16 protein-coding genes are annotated in these 15,146 nt (G+C 46.8%); 11 read left to right on the forward strand and 5 right to left on the reverse strand.

The features are described from left to right. The first annotated feature begins 21 nt into the window (after nucleotides 1-21). The 4 genes from dnaI (at nucleotide 22) to mqnC (ending at nucleotide 2,982) form a co-directional block, all read left to right on the forward strand. A complete protein-coding gene (gene dnaI / locus B2899_RS08345; protein WP_146807944.1) occupies nucleotides 22-939 on the forward strand; it encodes a primosomal protein DnaI in 918 nt (305 codons plus the stop codon). Between the two features lie 34 nt (nucleotides 940-973). Beyond that, a complete protein-coding gene (locus tag B2899_RS08350) occupies nucleotides 974-1,462 on the forward strand; it encodes a hypothetical protein (protein WP_146807945.1) in 489 nt (162 codons plus the stop codon). A gap of 87 nt (nucleotides 1,463-1,549) precedes the next feature. Next, a complete protein-coding gene (locus tag B2899_RS08355; protein WP_146807946.1) occupies nucleotides 1,550-1,771 on the forward strand; it encodes a hypothetical protein in 222 nt (73 codons plus the stop codon). Between the two features lie 86 nt (nucleotides 1,772-1,857). Beyond that, nucleotides 1,858-2,982 (forward strand): cyclic dehypoxanthinyl futalosine synthase, encoded by a 1,125-nt coding sequence (mqnC, locus tag B2899_RS08360; RefSeq protein ID WP_286885024.1) that lies wholly within the window; start codon nucleotides 1,858-1,860, stop codon nucleotides 2,980-2,982. A 120-nt stretch (nucleotides 2,983-3,102) separates the two neighbouring features. Here the strand turns inward: mqnC and B2899_RS08365 are convergent, their stop codons facing one another. Beyond that, the gene (locus tag B2899_RS08365; protein ID WP_286885026.1) at nucleotides 3,103-3,414 is read right to left on the reverse strand and encodes a DUF5658 family protein; all 312 of its coding nucleotides are present in this window, start codon (nucleotides 3,412-3,414) and stop codon (nucleotides 3,103-3,105) included. 304 nt (nucleotides 3,415-3,718) lie between these two features. On the opposite strand from B2899_RS08365, the gene ytxC reads away from it, so the two are divergent. The 6 genes from ytxC (at nucleotide 3,719) to rplT (ending at nucleotide 10,730) form a co-directional block, all read left to right on the forward strand. Further along, nucleotides 3,719-4,606 carry a sporulation protein YtxC gene (gene ytxC / locus B2899_RS08370; RefSeq protein ID WP_286885028.1) on the forward strand — a complete coding sequence of 296 codons (888 nt, stop codon included), beginning with the start codon at nucleotides 3,719-3,721 and terminating at the stop codon, nucleotides 4,604-4,606. 335 nt (nucleotides 4,607-4,941) lie between these two features. Continuing rightward, nucleotides 4,942-6,861: a threonine--tRNA ligase gene (gene thrS / locus B2899_RS08375; protein ID WP_286885030.1), complete on the forward strand. Its 1,920-nt coding sequence runs from the start codon at nucleotides 4,942-4,944 to the stop codon at nucleotides 6,859-6,861. Between the two features lie 184 nt (nucleotides 6,862-7,045). Next, nucleotides 7,046-9,298, forward strand: coding sequence for a GGDEF domain-containing protein (locus tag B2899_RS08380; protein WP_286885032.1), 2,253 nt, complete (start codon nucleotides 7,046-7,048; stop codon nucleotides 9,296-9,298). 196 nt (nucleotides 9,299-9,494) lie between these two features. Then, nucleotides 9,495-10,106 (forward strand): translation initiation factor IF-3, encoded by a 612-nt coding sequence (gene infC / locus B2899_RS08385; RefSeq protein ID WP_146807954.1) that lies wholly within the window; start codon nucleotides 9,495-9,497, stop codon nucleotides 10,104-10,106. A gap of 23 nt (nucleotides 10,107-10,129) precedes the next feature. After that, nucleotides 10,130-10,330, forward strand: coding sequence for a 50S ribosomal protein L35 (gene rpmI, locus B2899_RS08390; RefSeq protein WP_146807955.1), 201 nt, complete (start codon nucleotides 10,130-10,132; stop codon nucleotides 10,328-10,330). 40 nt (nucleotides 10,331-10,370) lie between these two features. After that, entirely contained in the window at nucleotides 10,371-10,730 is a 360-nt protein-coding gene (gene rplT / locus B2899_RS08395) for a 50S ribosomal protein L20 (RefSeq protein WP_146807956.1), read from the forward strand. A gap of 47 nt (nucleotides 10,731-10,777) precedes the next feature. On the opposite strand, the gene B2899_RS08400 is transcribed toward rplT, so the two are convergent. After that, nucleotides 10,778-11,362: a class I SAM-dependent methyltransferase gene (locus B2899_RS08400; RefSeq protein WP_286885034.1), complete on the reverse strand. Its 585-nt coding sequence runs from the start codon at nucleotides 11,360-11,362 to the stop codon at nucleotides 10,778-10,780. 157 nt (nucleotides 11,363-11,519) lie between these two features. Between B2899_RS08400 and B2899_RS08405 the strand changes: the two genes are divergently transcribed. Beyond that, nucleotides 11,520-11,939 carry a CoA-binding protein gene (locus tag B2899_RS08405; protein WP_146807958.1) on the forward strand — a complete coding sequence of 140 codons (420 nt, stop codon included), beginning with the start codon at nucleotides 11,520-11,522 and terminating at the stop codon, nucleotides 11,937-11,939. Nucleotides 11,940-12,408: 469 nt separating this feature from the next. On the opposite strand, the gene B2899_RS08410 is transcribed toward B2899_RS08405, so the two are convergent. The 3 genes from B2899_RS08410 to B2899_RS08420 form a co-directional block, all read right to left on the reverse strand. Further along, nucleotides 12,409-13,215, reverse strand: coding sequence for an MBL fold metallo-hydrolase (locus tag B2899_RS08410; protein WP_286885038.1), 807 nt, complete (start codon nucleotides 13,213-13,215; stop codon nucleotides 12,409-12,411). Between the two features lie 111 nt (nucleotides 13,216-13,326). Next, nucleotides 13,327-14,061: a polysaccharide deacetylase family protein gene (locus B2899_RS08415; RefSeq protein WP_286885040.1), complete on the reverse strand. Its 735-nt coding sequence runs from the start codon at nucleotides 14,059-14,061 to the stop codon at nucleotides 13,327-13,329. A 175-nt stretch (nucleotides 14,062-14,236) separates the two neighbouring features. Further along, entirely contained in the window at nucleotides 14,237-14,944 is a 708-nt protein-coding gene (locus B2899_RS08420; RefSeq protein WP_286885042.1) for a hypothetical protein, read from the reverse strand. Nucleotides 14,945-15,146 lie beyond the last annotated feature (202 nt).

The following is a 15,146-nucleotide window of genomic DNA, read 5'->3' on the forward strand; positions in this document are numbered from 1 at the left end:
GGGGAGAGAGGAGTGCAGCGGATGAATAAACTACTTGCTTCATATAAGGTAGGAGGCAAATATTCGTTTGACGATATTGTCAGTAACATCGTCCGCAGACCTGAAGTGATCGAATTGCGTAAACAGCATCCGGAAATTGAAGATGTGCATATTGTCAGATCGTTGTCCCGGGTTAAGCAAACGATCGATGAAGCAGAGCACTGTCGACATTGTCCAGGGCTCGATGCCTGTCCGAATCTGTTGAAAGGGCATCAGGCAATGATGGATTGGACGGGAATGTCTATCGAAGTCAGGCATGCACCCTGCCGCTTGTATCAGTTGGATCAGCAGCAGAAAGAGCGGGCTAAGCTGATTCGGACACACCACATCCCAAGAGAAATTCTTAATGCTTCATTTGCTGAGTTGGAAGCCGACAATGAACGGATTGATGCAATCGAAGCCATTCTGGAGTTCTGTCAGAACGTGGTGCCGGGCCAGGCGGGAACGAAGGGGCTGTACTTCTATGGACCGTTCGGAGTCGGGAAAAGCTATCTGATGGGCGCTGCGGCGAAGAAGCTGGCGGAGCGGAGCATTGCTTCGCTGATGGTCTATACGCCGGACTTTTTCCGGGAAATCAAAGACGCGCTCGGAGATAATACGGTACAGGAGAAAATCGCCGTACTTAAAGAAGTCCCGGTACTTATTCTTGATGACATCGGAGCGGAAACGCTGTCGCCCTGGGCGCGTGACGAGGTATTGGGGGCGATTCTTCAATACCGGGTCAGCGAGAACCTGCCTGTGCTGTATACGTCTAACTATACGTACGATCAGCTGGAAGAGCACCTCGCCTACTCGCAAAAGGCGGGTAACGAGCAGTTAAAAGCGATGCGGATTATGGAACGAATCCGCTACTATACGCGGGCCTATAAGCTAAACGGGATCAATCGTCGAATCGGATAGCGCAAATTGAGAAGGAAGGCAGGGGGATACGAACATGAAGAAGTGGCTGCTGATAGGCTTCTCCCTTCTTGTCCTGCTGGGTGTTGGTGCCAAATTCGCGTTTGACTACGCGGCGGACAAGACGATGAAGAAAGTAACCGAGGAAGTGATGAAAGATCCTGCCGTGAAAAAAATGCTGGAAGACAAAAACATGAAGACAAAGCTGGAGCAGGCCGCAAAAGACCCGGACCTCCAGGCTGAGCTTAAGAAAGCGGGCAGCTCTTCTGCCGCGGCTTCCGGTGATAAGAACGAAAACGGGAGCGATGGAAAAAGTGGCGGCGCGGGGCCGTCTGTTCATTTTGATAACAACAGCGAGGCCATGCGCTACGCAATGAAGAAGTTCTCCGTTTCTGAGATGAATCAATACCGCTCGATGGTTTCGGACGGATTGACGCCGGAAGAGAAAAAGAAATTAAAGGAGGATGTGCTGTCCCGCTTCTCTCCGGAAGAAATCCAGGCGTTTATTGAAGCGGCTCAAAAATAGTAAAATAAAAACAGGAGATAGGAATTGAGAGGTTGGACTTCTCTTATCTCCAGCATTCAAATAGAGTACTGATGGGGAGGAAAAGAAATGAAAACACTGGGAACAGGGGAAGTCGTGTTTTACGGGATGGATCAAACGGTGCAGCGGCTGCAGGGCGAGGTACAGATTAAAGACAATCGCGTAATTTTGTCAGAAATTATTTATTTTAACGGCAAACCGAACGGAATGCGCGAGGTAAACTTGCCGCTCGAGCGCTGCGTCATTCACTGGCAGCCGGAAGTCTACGAACAAATCGGTTTCTCGGAATAATGAAATATGTGCCCCCTGCAGGTATGCAAGCAGGGGGCTTTAATGTTACCATGGAAAGGTGAATGTAACGTTTGGGGGGATACACCGTGGCGATTGACCAAATACTGGAACGTGCGCTGGCCGGTGAACGGCTGGGGCTGGAAGACGGTCTTCGTTTATATGATAGCAATGAAATAGAGAAACTGGGCCATTATGCTAATAAAATCATGGAGAAATGGCACCCGGAGCCGATTACGACGTTTGTTATCGGACGTAATATTAACTATACAAATGTGTGTGACACATACTGCCGTTTCTGCGCGTTCTACCGCGCTCCAGGCTCAGAGGAGGGCTATGTCCTTCCAGATGAAGAGATTTATAAGAAAATCCAGGAGACGGTGGACGTACAGGGGACGGAAATCTTAATGCAGGGTGGTACAAATCCGAATCTGCCGCTCGAATATTACACAAATTTGCTGCGCGGCATTAAGCAGCGTTTTCCTTCGATTCAGATGCATTCTCTGTCGGTCGCAGAAATCGTAAAGATCGCTGAAGTGTCGAACAAACCGGTGGAAGAAGTGATTCACCTGCTGCATGAAGCAGGACTGGATTCGCTTCCTGGCGCCGGAGCGGAGATTCTCGATGACCGTACCCGCAAGAAAATCAGCCGTCTGAAGGGAACATGGCGGCAGTGGATTGACGTTATGAAGATGGCGAACCGGGAAGGTATGTCGACGACGGCTACCATGGTCATCGGGTTCGGTGAGTCGATGGAAGAGCGTGTATTGCATCTGCTGCGCGTCCGTGAAGCACAGGATGAGATGAAAGCGGTAGGCGGACCGGGCTTTCTCGCGTTTATCTCCTGGACATTCCAGCCGGAGAATACGAACATGAAGGCGGAGAAGCAGACGCCGGAGCAATACTTGAAGAATGTCGCCATCAGCCGCATCATGATCGACAACATTCCGAATTTCCAGTCTTCCTGGGTGACGATGGGACCTGACGTAGGCAAATTGTCGCTTTCATATGGTTGCAACGACTTTGGCTCGACAATGATGGAAGAAAACGTTGTGTCGGCTGCGGCTTGTACGTACAAAGTAAACACGAATCATATTCTGCAACTCATCCGCGAAGCCGGCAAAATTCCGGCGCAGCGCAACACGAAATACGAAATCCTGCGTGTTTTCAAGGAAGGAGAATCGATGGAAACCGATTTTGTGATGCAGAATTAATGTTGACATGCGCTTATCCGGCTGCACAATACAGGTGTAAGAGGGATAAGCGCTTTTTCTTTCCTGGATCTCATTTCCTCTTTCCTTCTCCTTCTTTCTTCGTGATTTTTACAGAAAAACTTATACTATATACAAGCAGAAAAAGACAAGATGATAGAGGTTAACCATACTATACAGGCACACGGTAAATAACAAGGCATGCTGTACCCAGCTGCTTCGACAGTGTGGAAGCAGATAAAGCAGAATGAGCGGTCCGGCGCATTTCCAGAGAAGCACCAGGAGCGGATCCGTAGTAATTATATCCGATAACAGCGGGTTTGCTTCCTGAATATATTGATTACGGATACCGTAGCAGGTGAAATACCAGTCTGCAAGGTTGAGGAGTAACAGATAAAGGAGTAACCGCTGATAAAGGGTAAGAGAGCGAATCATTTTCATTCCTTCTTTGTCAAAAGATGTCTTCTTTTTTCCTTATAATTTCCACAGAAAAATGATCCATTGATTGTATCAATGGATCCAAGGTAGGAGTGGAGAGATTAATTCAATTCCAGGAGGTGTCAACCCATTTAAAGGGGTTGGTTTTATTATAGCCGTTTTTGTAAGCGTTATCAATACTATTTTCCAAATTTTTTTTATCTTTTTTAAGGAGAACACTTTTCTTCTATATGACAAAAGGAGAAATACTTTTCCTTTTCATACATATAGTAAGGAAAAAAGCAGGAAAGAAGGTGCTAATGTGCGGTGGGTACAGCTATCTTTTCCACGTGCGGATGAACGTTTCTTGTTTGAGTTTCATTCAACGCTGTGCCATGGATTGGAGAGCGTGCATGCCGTGCTGCAATTCCGAATTAGAGAGGAAGTGGATGCATGGTACCGGAACTTTTATTGCCTCGGATGGCCGCGGGAAGAGCATACACCGCTGGTACATGAAGCGTGGCTGTTTGCACTGGCGCGCGCCGTGCGAACTTATGTGTCCGCCAAGGAAAAAGAGCTTGTGTATCGCCGCATCGTTCATCATGATGCATACGAAAAAATTGCAGACAAGATGCATCTTTTGCATTATGTGCTGAATTATATAGAGGCAAGAGAAGAAGAGGGCATAGAGGGCGTGCTGTACAGTAAGCATAAGGTTGAGCAGGAAGCCATCATCTATTTGGAGAGCGAACACGTATTGCGTCTGGATGGCTTTTTTCGATTTCGTTTACGGGAGTACATACAGGAATTGTGTGCCATGGTCGATTTAAAGATCGAACAATACATGGCGGAAGAAGAGCAGGAAGCGATTATTCGAAAACTTCGCGCGTTTTTGTTTGCGCTCCCGCGTCGTCAGAGTCTGCTCAGACTTGTCCATAATGCGTCCTTTGCGTTTACCTATTACAATGAAGCGTGGGAAAAGCTTATGCCCCAGGGCTTACTTTCGCTTCCTCCGCAGACCGAGTCCGCTTACGGAAATGAAGAAGCGAATATTATCGGGGCGTTGGCGGAATTTGCCCCGGAACAAATCGTCATCTATACTCGAAGGCCCAGTCATGGACTTGTCATGACGCTGAAAAAGATTTTCGAGGAGAAACTGATCGTTTGTACAGAGTTTTCGTTTCCGGTACATATTGGACCGGATACTTGACTTTCGTTTTATGGCTTACTATAATCAAGACAACAGCATGATAATAATAGCGATGATAAGGATATGGTCCCAACCAGACGGTTCCCAGAGAGGAAAGCCATTGGCTGAAAGCTTTCCAATACGAGGTTGACGACTACCGCCTTGAGCTGCCGACCGGAACGCGCAGAGGCGCCAGTATGGAAGGCCGGAACCCGGGTTCCGTTATCGAACGATGAGGGTATGGCTACCTGTATAGGATTGCCGTGCCGAAGTAGGGTGGTACCACGAGAACAACACGCTCGTCCCTTTTGGGATCGGACGTGTTTTTTTTATTTTTGAAGGAGGAAGCAATCATTATGTCAACATTGCAAGTGACACTTCCGGACGGTTCCAAACGCGAATACGAATCCGGTGTAACGATTGAAGATGTAGCGGCTTCGATTAGCCCAAGCCTGAAGAAAAAAGCGATTGCCGGTAAGCTGAACGGCAAAATCGTTGATGTAAAAGCGATCATCCCGCATGACGCTTCCGTGGAAATCCTGACGGAAGACAGCGGAGAAGCGTTGGAAGTGATGCGTCACAGCTGTGCGCACTTGATGGCGCAGGCAATCAAGCGCATCCTCGGCGATGACAGGGTACGCCTCGGTATCGGCCCGGTTATTCAGGACGGTTTCTATTATGATATCGATACCGATGTGACGATTACACCGGAAATGCTTGAACAAATTGAGAAAGAGATGCAGAAAATCGTGAAAGAAAATCTCCCGATCGAACGCAAAGTCGTTTCTCGGGAAGAAGCGCTCGACATTTACGGCAAGCTTAATGATCACTTGAAAGTCGAAATCATCTCCGAGCTGCCGGAAGGCGAAGAGATTAGCATGTATCATCAGGGCGAATTCTTCGATTTGTGCCGTGGACCGCATGTGCCGTCTACCGGAAGAATTAAAGCGTTTAAGCTGATGAGTGTAGCCGGCGCATACTGGCGCGGCGACTCCGATCGTCAGATGCTGCAGCGCATCTACGGAACATGCTGGGCGAAAAAATCCGATCTGGATGAATACCTGCACTTCTTAGAAGAGGCAAGAAAACGCGATCACCGCAAGCTTGGAAAAGAGCTGGAACTCTTTATGTTCTCGGAAGAAGCGCCGGGCATGCCGTTCTACCTGCCGAACGGGATGATTGTACGCAACGAGCTGGAGAAATATGCGCGCGGTCTGCAGATGGAGCGCGGCTACCAGGAAGTGCGTACGCCGCTCGTGATGAACCAGCGTCTGTGGGAGCAATCCGGCCACTGGGAGCACTATCACGAGAATATGTACTTCACCGAAGTAGATAACACCAAGTTCGCGCTGAAGCCGATGAACTGTCCGGGCCATATGCTCGTATTCAAAAATAAAATTCATTCATACCGTGACCTGCCGCTGCGCATGGCCGAGTTCGGTCAAGTGCACCGTCATGAATATTCCGGAGCGCTCAACGGTATGATTCGTGTGCGTACATTTACACAGGATGACTCACATATCTTCGTGCGTCCGGATCAAATTGAATCGGAAATTAAGCAAGTTATCGAACTGGTTGACAAAATTTATGGTGTATTCGGTTTTCCATACAGTGTAGAGCTATCCACTCGTCCGGAAGACTCGATGGGCAGCGATGAGCTATGGGAGACTGCGGAACGTTCGCTTCAGAATGTGTTAGATGAACTGCAAATCCCTTATCGCATCAATGAAGGGGACGGCGCATTCTATGGTCCGAAAATCGACTTCCACATTCAGGATGCGATTAAGCGGAGCCATCAATGCGCAACCATTCAGCTTGACTTCCAGATGCCGGAGAAATTCGATCTTACCTATGTGGGCGAAGATAACGCGAAGCACCGTCCTGTCGTTATTCACCGTGCGATTTACGGTTCAATTGACCGCTTCATCGGTATTCTAACTGAACACTTTGCGGGCGCATTCCCGACCTGGCTGGCACCGGTGCAGGCGAAGCTGATTACAATTGCCGAGCCACACGTCGCTTATGCGGAGCAAGTGAAACGGAAAATGCTTGAGAAGGGCATTCGCGTCGAAGTGGATAGCCGCAACGAGAAGATTGGTTACAAAATCCGCGAAGCGCAGATGAACAAAATTCCGTTTATGCTCGTTATTGGCGACAAAGAAATGGAAGAGGGCGCATTGTCTGTACGCCGCCGCGGCGAAGGCGATCTGGGTGCGAAGCCGGTCGATGAAGTCGTCGAGATGATTCTTAACGAGATTGAGACGAAGAAATACTAATATATAAGAGATATATGTAAGTGATAAACACGGAGAGAATGAGTAGTTCTTTCCGTGTTTTTTATTTACTAATTCGTAAGACTTATCTATGAATAAAATAAAAGGGTCTTTTTACATATGTTTTACAAAATGTTAATTTTGGATTGGCATAATGAAAGGAAGAGAAAAAGGGGGGAAAACAGAGATGCTGTCGTTTTTTAGGAATTTACGGGAGAAGAAGACACCTTTTGTATACACGGACCAGCGGGTGCAGATTAAGAAGCGGCTGGAAACGGAGTTGGCCGCCCGTCATCATGTGGTGCTCCTCTATCTTGATATTATTAAGCTATCCGATATTGAAATGAAATTTGGCTATCTGACGGCCGGACGCATTCTACAGTATATGGATCAGGCGCTGCTTGTCGCATGCCGGCATACCCTAAAAGATCCGGCTCAGCTCATTGCGATTCAAAAGCTGTGGGCGGATGACTATGCTGTTTATATCTCATTCGCTCGGAATTATGCGGACACACTCATTCATAATATATGCATCGAGCTTAAACAAGAAGTGGAAAAAGTACTGAACCACAAAGTTACGCATTCTCATATCCGTAACATTGAAGTACATATCGGATACGCCAAAATTGAAGGTCAGGATCTTGCTAAAGATATGTATTCTTCCGTCAAACTGGCCAGCCAGATGGCTAAGTGCGGGTTTATGTCGGACGAATTCAGAGAGATACAGGAATTTCGCAGCATTCTTGAACAAGAAAATATCCATACGGTCATTCAGCCGATCGTCTCGTTGAAAACCGGCGTTCCGCTGGGCTGGGAGACGCTTGTGCGCGGACCGGAAGGAAGCGGATTTTACTCGCCGGGCCGCCTGTTTTCGTTCGCCCAAAAGACGGGCGCAAGCTTCCAACTGGAATCCATGTGCCGCCGTCAGGCCATAAAACGTCTTAAGCAACTGCGCCCGTCGGAAAAGCTATTTATTAATCTGGATGCACGGAGCATCGACGATCCGTTTTTATTGCGGGGTAAAGTGTTCAAAACAATGGAGGAGCACCAGCTGAACCCGCACAATATTGTATTTGAAATTACGGAACGGCACGCGATTAAGAATTTTGCTTCGTTCCGTTCCATCATTCAGGAATACCGCAAGAAGGGATATCTGATTGCCGTAGATGATGCGGGGGCCGGATATTCCAGTCTGGAGGCTATCACTGAGATTTATCCGGACTATATTAAGCTTGATATGGCGCTTATCCGAAATATTGACTCCGATCCGGTGAAACAGGCGCTGGTAGAGACGTTCGTTCAATTCGCGGATAAAGTAAAGTGCCGGATTATCGGTGAAGGAATCGAGACGGAAAGTGAGCTTGAGACGCTGGTGAAACTCGGTGTGGACTACGGACAGGGGTTTCTGTTGGGAAGACCCGAGCGCGAGAGCAGGCCGATTGCAGAACAGGCGCTCAATAAGCTTCGACAGCTGCAGGAAGAGAGAGCGCCGCTTGTGCTTGAAGAGCCTTCAGGTAAGATAGGTGACATTGTTCAAAGTACCATTTGTGTAGATCAGGATACGTTGGTACGTGAAGTTCATCATATCTTCGAGCGGAATACCAAAATTGACAGCATCGTCGTTTTAGAAAACAAAGTACCCAAAGGGTTAATCATGCGATTCCAGTTGTACAAGATTCTCGGCGGACAGTACGGCATTTCTTTATACTATGAAAAGCCGGTGGCCCAGTTGATGAATCGCAGTCCGCTCGTTGTCGACCGGCGCGAAAACATCGAGCAAGTTGCCAAGGCGGCAATGGAGCGGCAGTCTTTTCATCTCTATGATGTCATTATCGTGACGGAAAAAGGCAAGTATATGGGCGTAGCTTCCGTACAAAGTCTGCTGGATATGCTGGCGAAAGCGAAGCTCGAAATCGCGGCCGTATCCAATCCGTTGACCGGTCTGCCGGGAAATGTACGAATTGATCGGGAGATTGCCGCACGGTTAAGCAGGTCGGAAGATTTTATTGTCGTATACTGCGACCTGGACAAGTTCAAGTGGTTTAACGATCAGTTCGGATTTGAATTGGGGGATGAGATTATTCGCCGTACGGCACAAATGTTGGGGACGGCTATTCGAGTAAGCGGAGGAAAAAATTGCTTTCTGGGCCATATCGGAGGTGACGACTTCATTATTATTGCCCCACCCGAGCATGTTCCACATATTGTTTCGTATGTTCATCAGTATTTTTACAGCCATTTTCAAGACCTGGCGGAAGAGGGGAAGGACGTCTGTCCTGTGCTGTCCATTTCCATGGCCGGCGTCTGTTGTCCGGCAGATTCGTACAAGACGGCGGGACAGGTTGCGGAGAGAGCGGCCCGCATCAAGAAGGAAGCTAAGAAAATTGCCGGTATTTCTTATGTTGAAGATTCTGAACTCTGTGAAGACATATGTACATAAATCCCCCCTCCGATTTGCTTTATGGTAAAGCTGTCTAATTAAAAATATTAGTAGAGAAGACTTGACGGGACAATCTGTATCGGCTATACTATTACAAGTGTTAAGAATATAACGGATTCCAAAGCAGGAGCACCCGCTTCTCACCTGCATGACGCACATGATGTTGTCGACAGGTACTTATATATCATCCATAATCATGTATCGTAGTATCTTATGGAATGAAAGGCGGGCGCAATGCGTCCGCATTTTTTGCTTTGGATCAAGGTTCAAAAATTTCTGGAGGTGGCAGGCTATTAGCAAAGAGCATTTAATCAATGAGGATATCCGTGCTCGTGAGGTTCGTTTGATTGATCAGGAGGGTGAGCAGGTCGGTATTATGCCGCTTCGTGAAGCGCTCCGTCTCGCACAGGAGAAAGATCTTGATCTCGTGAACATCGCGCCGACTGCTAAACCGCCGGTGTGCCGTATTATGGACTACGGTAAGTTCAGATACGAACAGCAAAAGAAAGAAAAAGAAGCACGCAAGAATCAAAAAGTCGTTGACATTAAAGAAGTTCGCCTGTCACCGACGATTGAAGAACACGATTTCCAGACGAAACTGCGCAACACCGTGAAGTTTCTTGAGAATGGAAATAAAGTCAAATTGACGATTCGCTTCCGTGGACGCGCGATCACTCACGCTGAAATCGGCCAGCAGGTAATGGAGAAGCTGGCGAAAGAAGTGGAAAATATTTCGACCGTCGAGCGCAAGCCGAAAATCGAAGGGCGCAGTATGATTATGATTCTTGCGCCAAAAAGCGACAAGTAATTCTTGATTGGAGGATTTGTACGATGCCAAAAATGAAAACTCACCGTGGAGCTGCTAAGCGTTTCAAAAAGACTGGAAGCGGCAAACTGAAGCGTTCCCAAGCTTTCACAAGCCATATTCTGGAGAAAAAATCTCCGAAGCGTAAGCGTAACCTGCGTAAAGGCGCGCTTGTAGCAAAGGGCGATCAAAAACGCATTGCATCTCTGCTGGCGTACGTGAAGTAATTTCGATTTTTTGATTTGAAGATTTAGGAGGAGAACATCGATGCCAAGAGTTAAAGGTGGAAATGTGGCGCGCAAACGCCGCAAAAAAGTATTGAAGCTTGCTAAAGGTTATTTCGGTTCCAAACACCGTTTATTTAAATCTGCAAACGCACAGGTTATGAAATCTCTGCTGTACGCATACCGTGACCGTCGTCAGGTGAAGCGTGATTTCCGTAAACTGTGGATCACTCGTATCAATGCGGCAGCCCGTATGAACGGTCTTTCTTACAGCCGTTTCATGTACGGTCTGAAAGCAGCCGGTCTTGAAGTAAACCGCAAGATGCTTGCCGACATGGCTGTAAACGACAAAGAAGCATTCACGCAACTGGCTAACGCTGCAAAAGAAAAACTGAACGCGTAAGCTTTCCGGAATGAACCCGATCCCCATTGAGGATCGGGTTTTTTTGATTAATATGCTTGTCTTTCCCTTCTCCCAGAGGCAGCCGCTTGTTTTTTGCAGCGGTAAACAAATGCCGGCGGAATGTTCAAGGGAACAAAATCAATGTGAATTTGCTCAAATCGTTCCGCAAGCTGGCGTTTCATCTGATGTGAATATTGAAAGGCAATAAACAGCCCGTCCGGTTTTAAAGATTTCTCTACACCGTCCATAATCTTGTCACGCAATTCCTGTGAAAAGTTGGCGAACGGCAGACCGGAGAGAATATAATCAAATCCTTCGATATTTAATGCATGCATCACCTGATGGATGTCTGCCGCATTGTTATGGTAATGCAGTTCAGGATATGTGGCTTCAAGCCGGTGGCGCAGCTGATCATCTCTTTCGAATACGACCACTTTACAGTCGTTTTTTCTGTATTGATGTAAGTGCTTGGTGAAAATTCCGGTTCCCGCGCCCAGTTCGGCAATCGCTTTGGTTTTGCTGAAGTCAATCGGCTTCACCATCGCATGAGCGAGAAAGCGGGAGCTTGGCGTTATGCTGCCCACACTGCGCGGAGAGGTGAGAAATTTATAGAGGAAAAGAAGTTTTCCCATTAAGATCCTCCTTGTATGGATACTGTCTTTATTATAACAGTAACATATTTCTTTACCAAGCAAATCCGCCGACAGGCGGAAGTGCAGAGTAAAGAAGGGGATAGCGGGATACATAGCGAAAGATAATAAAGAAGACAAGAAAAAGGAGGCTGCATGTATGGCATTTACTAATCCATCAAATGAAGAACGACGCAAAATTCTTGAGGAAGCAAAAACGATTGCGGTTGTCGGATTATCCGACAAACCTGAGCGGACGAGTTATATGGTATCTCAGGCAATGCAGAACAATGGTTACAAAATCATTCCGGTGAATCCGACAATTCAGGAATCGCTCGGCGAGAAAGCGGTCGCCTCATTGACAGATATTAAGGAGCCGGTCGATATTGTAAATGTGTTCCGCCGCAGCGAAGATGTCGGTCCTGTCGTTGAAGAGGCACTGAAGATTAAACCGAAAGTTATATGGATGCAGCAGGGCATCTATAATGAAGAAGCAGCTGCGAAAGCGCAGGAAGCCGGTATTACAGTCGTAATGGACCAGTGCATTAAAGTGGACCACGCAATTTTGATGAGAAAATAATAAACGGTAGGTTCAAAGCTCGCTTCCATATATAAGACGGGGGCGAGTTCTTAATTGTAAATATAAAAAGGCCTTCCCGCAGGAAGCCGGGAAGGCGAGTAAAAAGGGATTCAACTAGACAATTCCATTTTACCATAAATATAATAATAAAAAACCTTAAAATACCAAAAATACTAATAAGAACCTATGTTGTGGAACATACAAATACGACTTCAGTCTTTCCTTTATTGTTTTTGTATGTCCGATGTACCGTAATATTCCCGCATCGGAACTTAACAGAAATTTAATCTTAGTAAAATACAGGCCTTACGTTCTTTCATTATAATAAGAAGTGTGTTGAACCCCTTGCCACTATTTAATAAGGTTCTCTTATCCCTTGTTTCGACCCTGTTTCCAGGGTCTTTTTTTTTATGAATGAAGAGAACCGCTTGCTCGGCAGACGCGATGCGCATTGCGCTAAATTATTCGCTTAAAAAGAATTTTCCGGGGAACATTGATGAAAAAATGACTGTACAATATGAATGGGTGACCATTCACCGTGGGATAAGTGATAAATGGGTGGACGCTTCGGAAATAACGAACGAGTAATTTCTCGCAGATTCCAGCCCTGACGTCGCCGTTCCGCTATAATGGCCTTTATCTCTTCCAGATGGTTCAATTTTTGGCGAAGCCGTTGTTTTCCGTCAGGTACGACACCGGCGTGAGCACAAAATAAAGTATCAAAATCAAGGGCAAGCACTTTTCGCAGCGAATCGATTAGCGTGGGCATTGATTCACCCCGTATACAGATTTTTATTTTGGGGCCAAGAAACAAGTCACCGCTGAACAGCCAACCATGTTCTGCATCATACAATACTGCGTGATCCGGAGCATGTCCGGGTGTTTCAACAATCTGGAAACGATGATGGTTTGTTTCATGTACAGGTTGTAGCGGCAAAGGGTGAAATGGTTCGGGATTTCCCCAGAACAATTCTCGATAGCGCGGAAGTACAGGCGGAAATGCTGCCGCTTCCACGGACATTGGATGAATGTAGATAGGGATTTCTTTTTCGCGCTGCAGCCAGCCCGCCATTCCGTAATGATCCTCATGCATATGGGTGATGAAAGCCTGCTCCGGCCGGTAACGGTCTACAAAAGCCTGAACATGGGGCGCAATGCTTTTGGCGCCCGTGTCAATTAGCATGCCGTCCACTTCATAAACATGGACGGAAAGTGTAACGCCATGCAGTGTAACGAATTCCTGAAGTATGTGGATATCTTCATATATACTTTCCATGCCTGTTTTCACCTCGCCTCGTTTATCTTATTTTAAACCTATTATTCAGAATATACAAACTCTTATGTTCGGATAAAATCCTCAATGCCAGTACAACATTGAGGATTATCATCAATGTTTTGTTGGAACCCATCGGGGCCGTTCAGAGAGTAGTTCGGATACTGTGACGAATTTGTAGCCTTCCTGCGAAAGGGTTTGAATAATTTTTTCCACAGCTTGGACCGTTTGTGTGCGGTTGCGGCCAAAATCATGGAACAGAACAATGTTCCCCGGACGGGCGTTCCGGCAGACGTTGGTGACAATCTTCTCCGTACCGGGATTCGACCAATCTTTTGTATCCTGTGTCCAGGACCACATGATGACAAGATGATTCCCGTTTTTGGACGCCTGAACGACCTTTTCACTGTATTCGCCACCCGGTGGCCGAAACAGTCTGGGAGTCTTGCCAGTAATGCCGTGTATGACCTCATCCGTCAGTTGGATTTCTTTTGTCAGCTTTTCCATGTTCACTTGACTCATCATTGGATGATGATACGTATGGTTGGCAATCTCATGGCCGTTGTTCTGCATTTCTTTCAGAAGGTGAGGGTATTGTTGGGCTCGTTTGCCCACCACAAAAAAGGTGGCTTTTGCATGATGTTTATGTAAGATATCGAGGATTTGCTTCGTATAGCGCGGATGTGGTCCGTCGTCAAACGTAAAGGCAATCCATTTCTTTTTCGTATGTACATCCCAAACGATATCTCCTGTGGATTCCCAGTATGCCCGATTTTTTTTTGCCGCCTGTACCGAGGGTTGGGTTATGCATAACGAAACGATCGCCAAAACCCATATCCATCGTTTCATTGCCTGAGACCTCCTGTCCATGATGTGAAATTTTCTTCTGTAGTGTATGCAGATTGCACTTTTCTATTTATGCCTTATCCCGGAAAAATGCACTGCATAAGACGTGCCGTGAAAATAGAGAGCATAACAAAAAACCTGGCTCTGGCCAGGTTTTTTGTTATGCAAAAGAACGATTTTAGTCGTCATCATTTTCCGTATTGTTTTGTTGTTGATCGTCGTCACGATTCGCTTTTTGCTCTTCCTCTTTTTTCTTTGCTTTATCTTCTTTTTTCGGTTTATCTTCTTTTTTTGGCTTCCGGGGCACCTGATCCATCACAGCTGCCAGATTTGGATTTCCGTTCTTGCGCAGAGACTGAGCGATTTCCTTCGGATCGACGCCTTCTGCCACCATGCGATCGATTTTTGCCAGATCTCCTTCCCGGATACCATGGCTGCGCAGCTGGCTAATCACATTCGCGTCAAGACCCTGGCCGGCTGCTGCGGTTTGCTCTACAGTGGCGGATTCGGTTGATTGTCCCGTTTGAGCGCCAGAGGAAGATGCATTTTCCTGAGTGCTGGTCTTCTCGCTATTTCGATGCGTGCGGTTAACTGATGCCGAACCGGAGTCCGATTCGGAATAAAGTCCTTCCGCTTTCGCCTCATCAAGTGTTTTGTCTAACGGTATACGAACAACACCTTCTCTATTGCTTTCGGAAGAAACGGAAGCAGGGTCTTTTTCGTATGAAGAAGATGCCTGCCGGGCTGTCTGTACGTCAGAAGGCGAGTTGCCGGATTTCGTAAACATTGTGGCGAGCGCGAAAGCGACGAGCAGTACAACCAGGCCACCTCCAATAAGAAGGTAGATGCGCTTAATTCGCATTCGCGATTGCAACCATCTGTTCATCTATCGATGCTTCCTTTCTTTCTTTAAATCTCTCCTATCATCTTCGCATATTCCTTCAGGTTTTTAAAGGCTACAAAGGTAAGTTTTTCTTTGAAAATCATGAGAAAAGAAGGAAAGGGAAGAGGAAATAAGATTCAGGGAAGAAAAAGGCATTCGCCTTTTTCCACATTGAAATCCTCTCCTCATTCTTTCCTCTCTTTTC

The sequence above is a fragment of the Aneurinibacillus sp. UBA3580 genome, from assembly GCF_002375825.1.
Taxonomy (GTDB): Bacteria; Bacillota; Bacilli; order Aneurinibacillales; family Aneurinibacillaceae; genus Aneurinibacillus; species Aneurinibacillus danicus.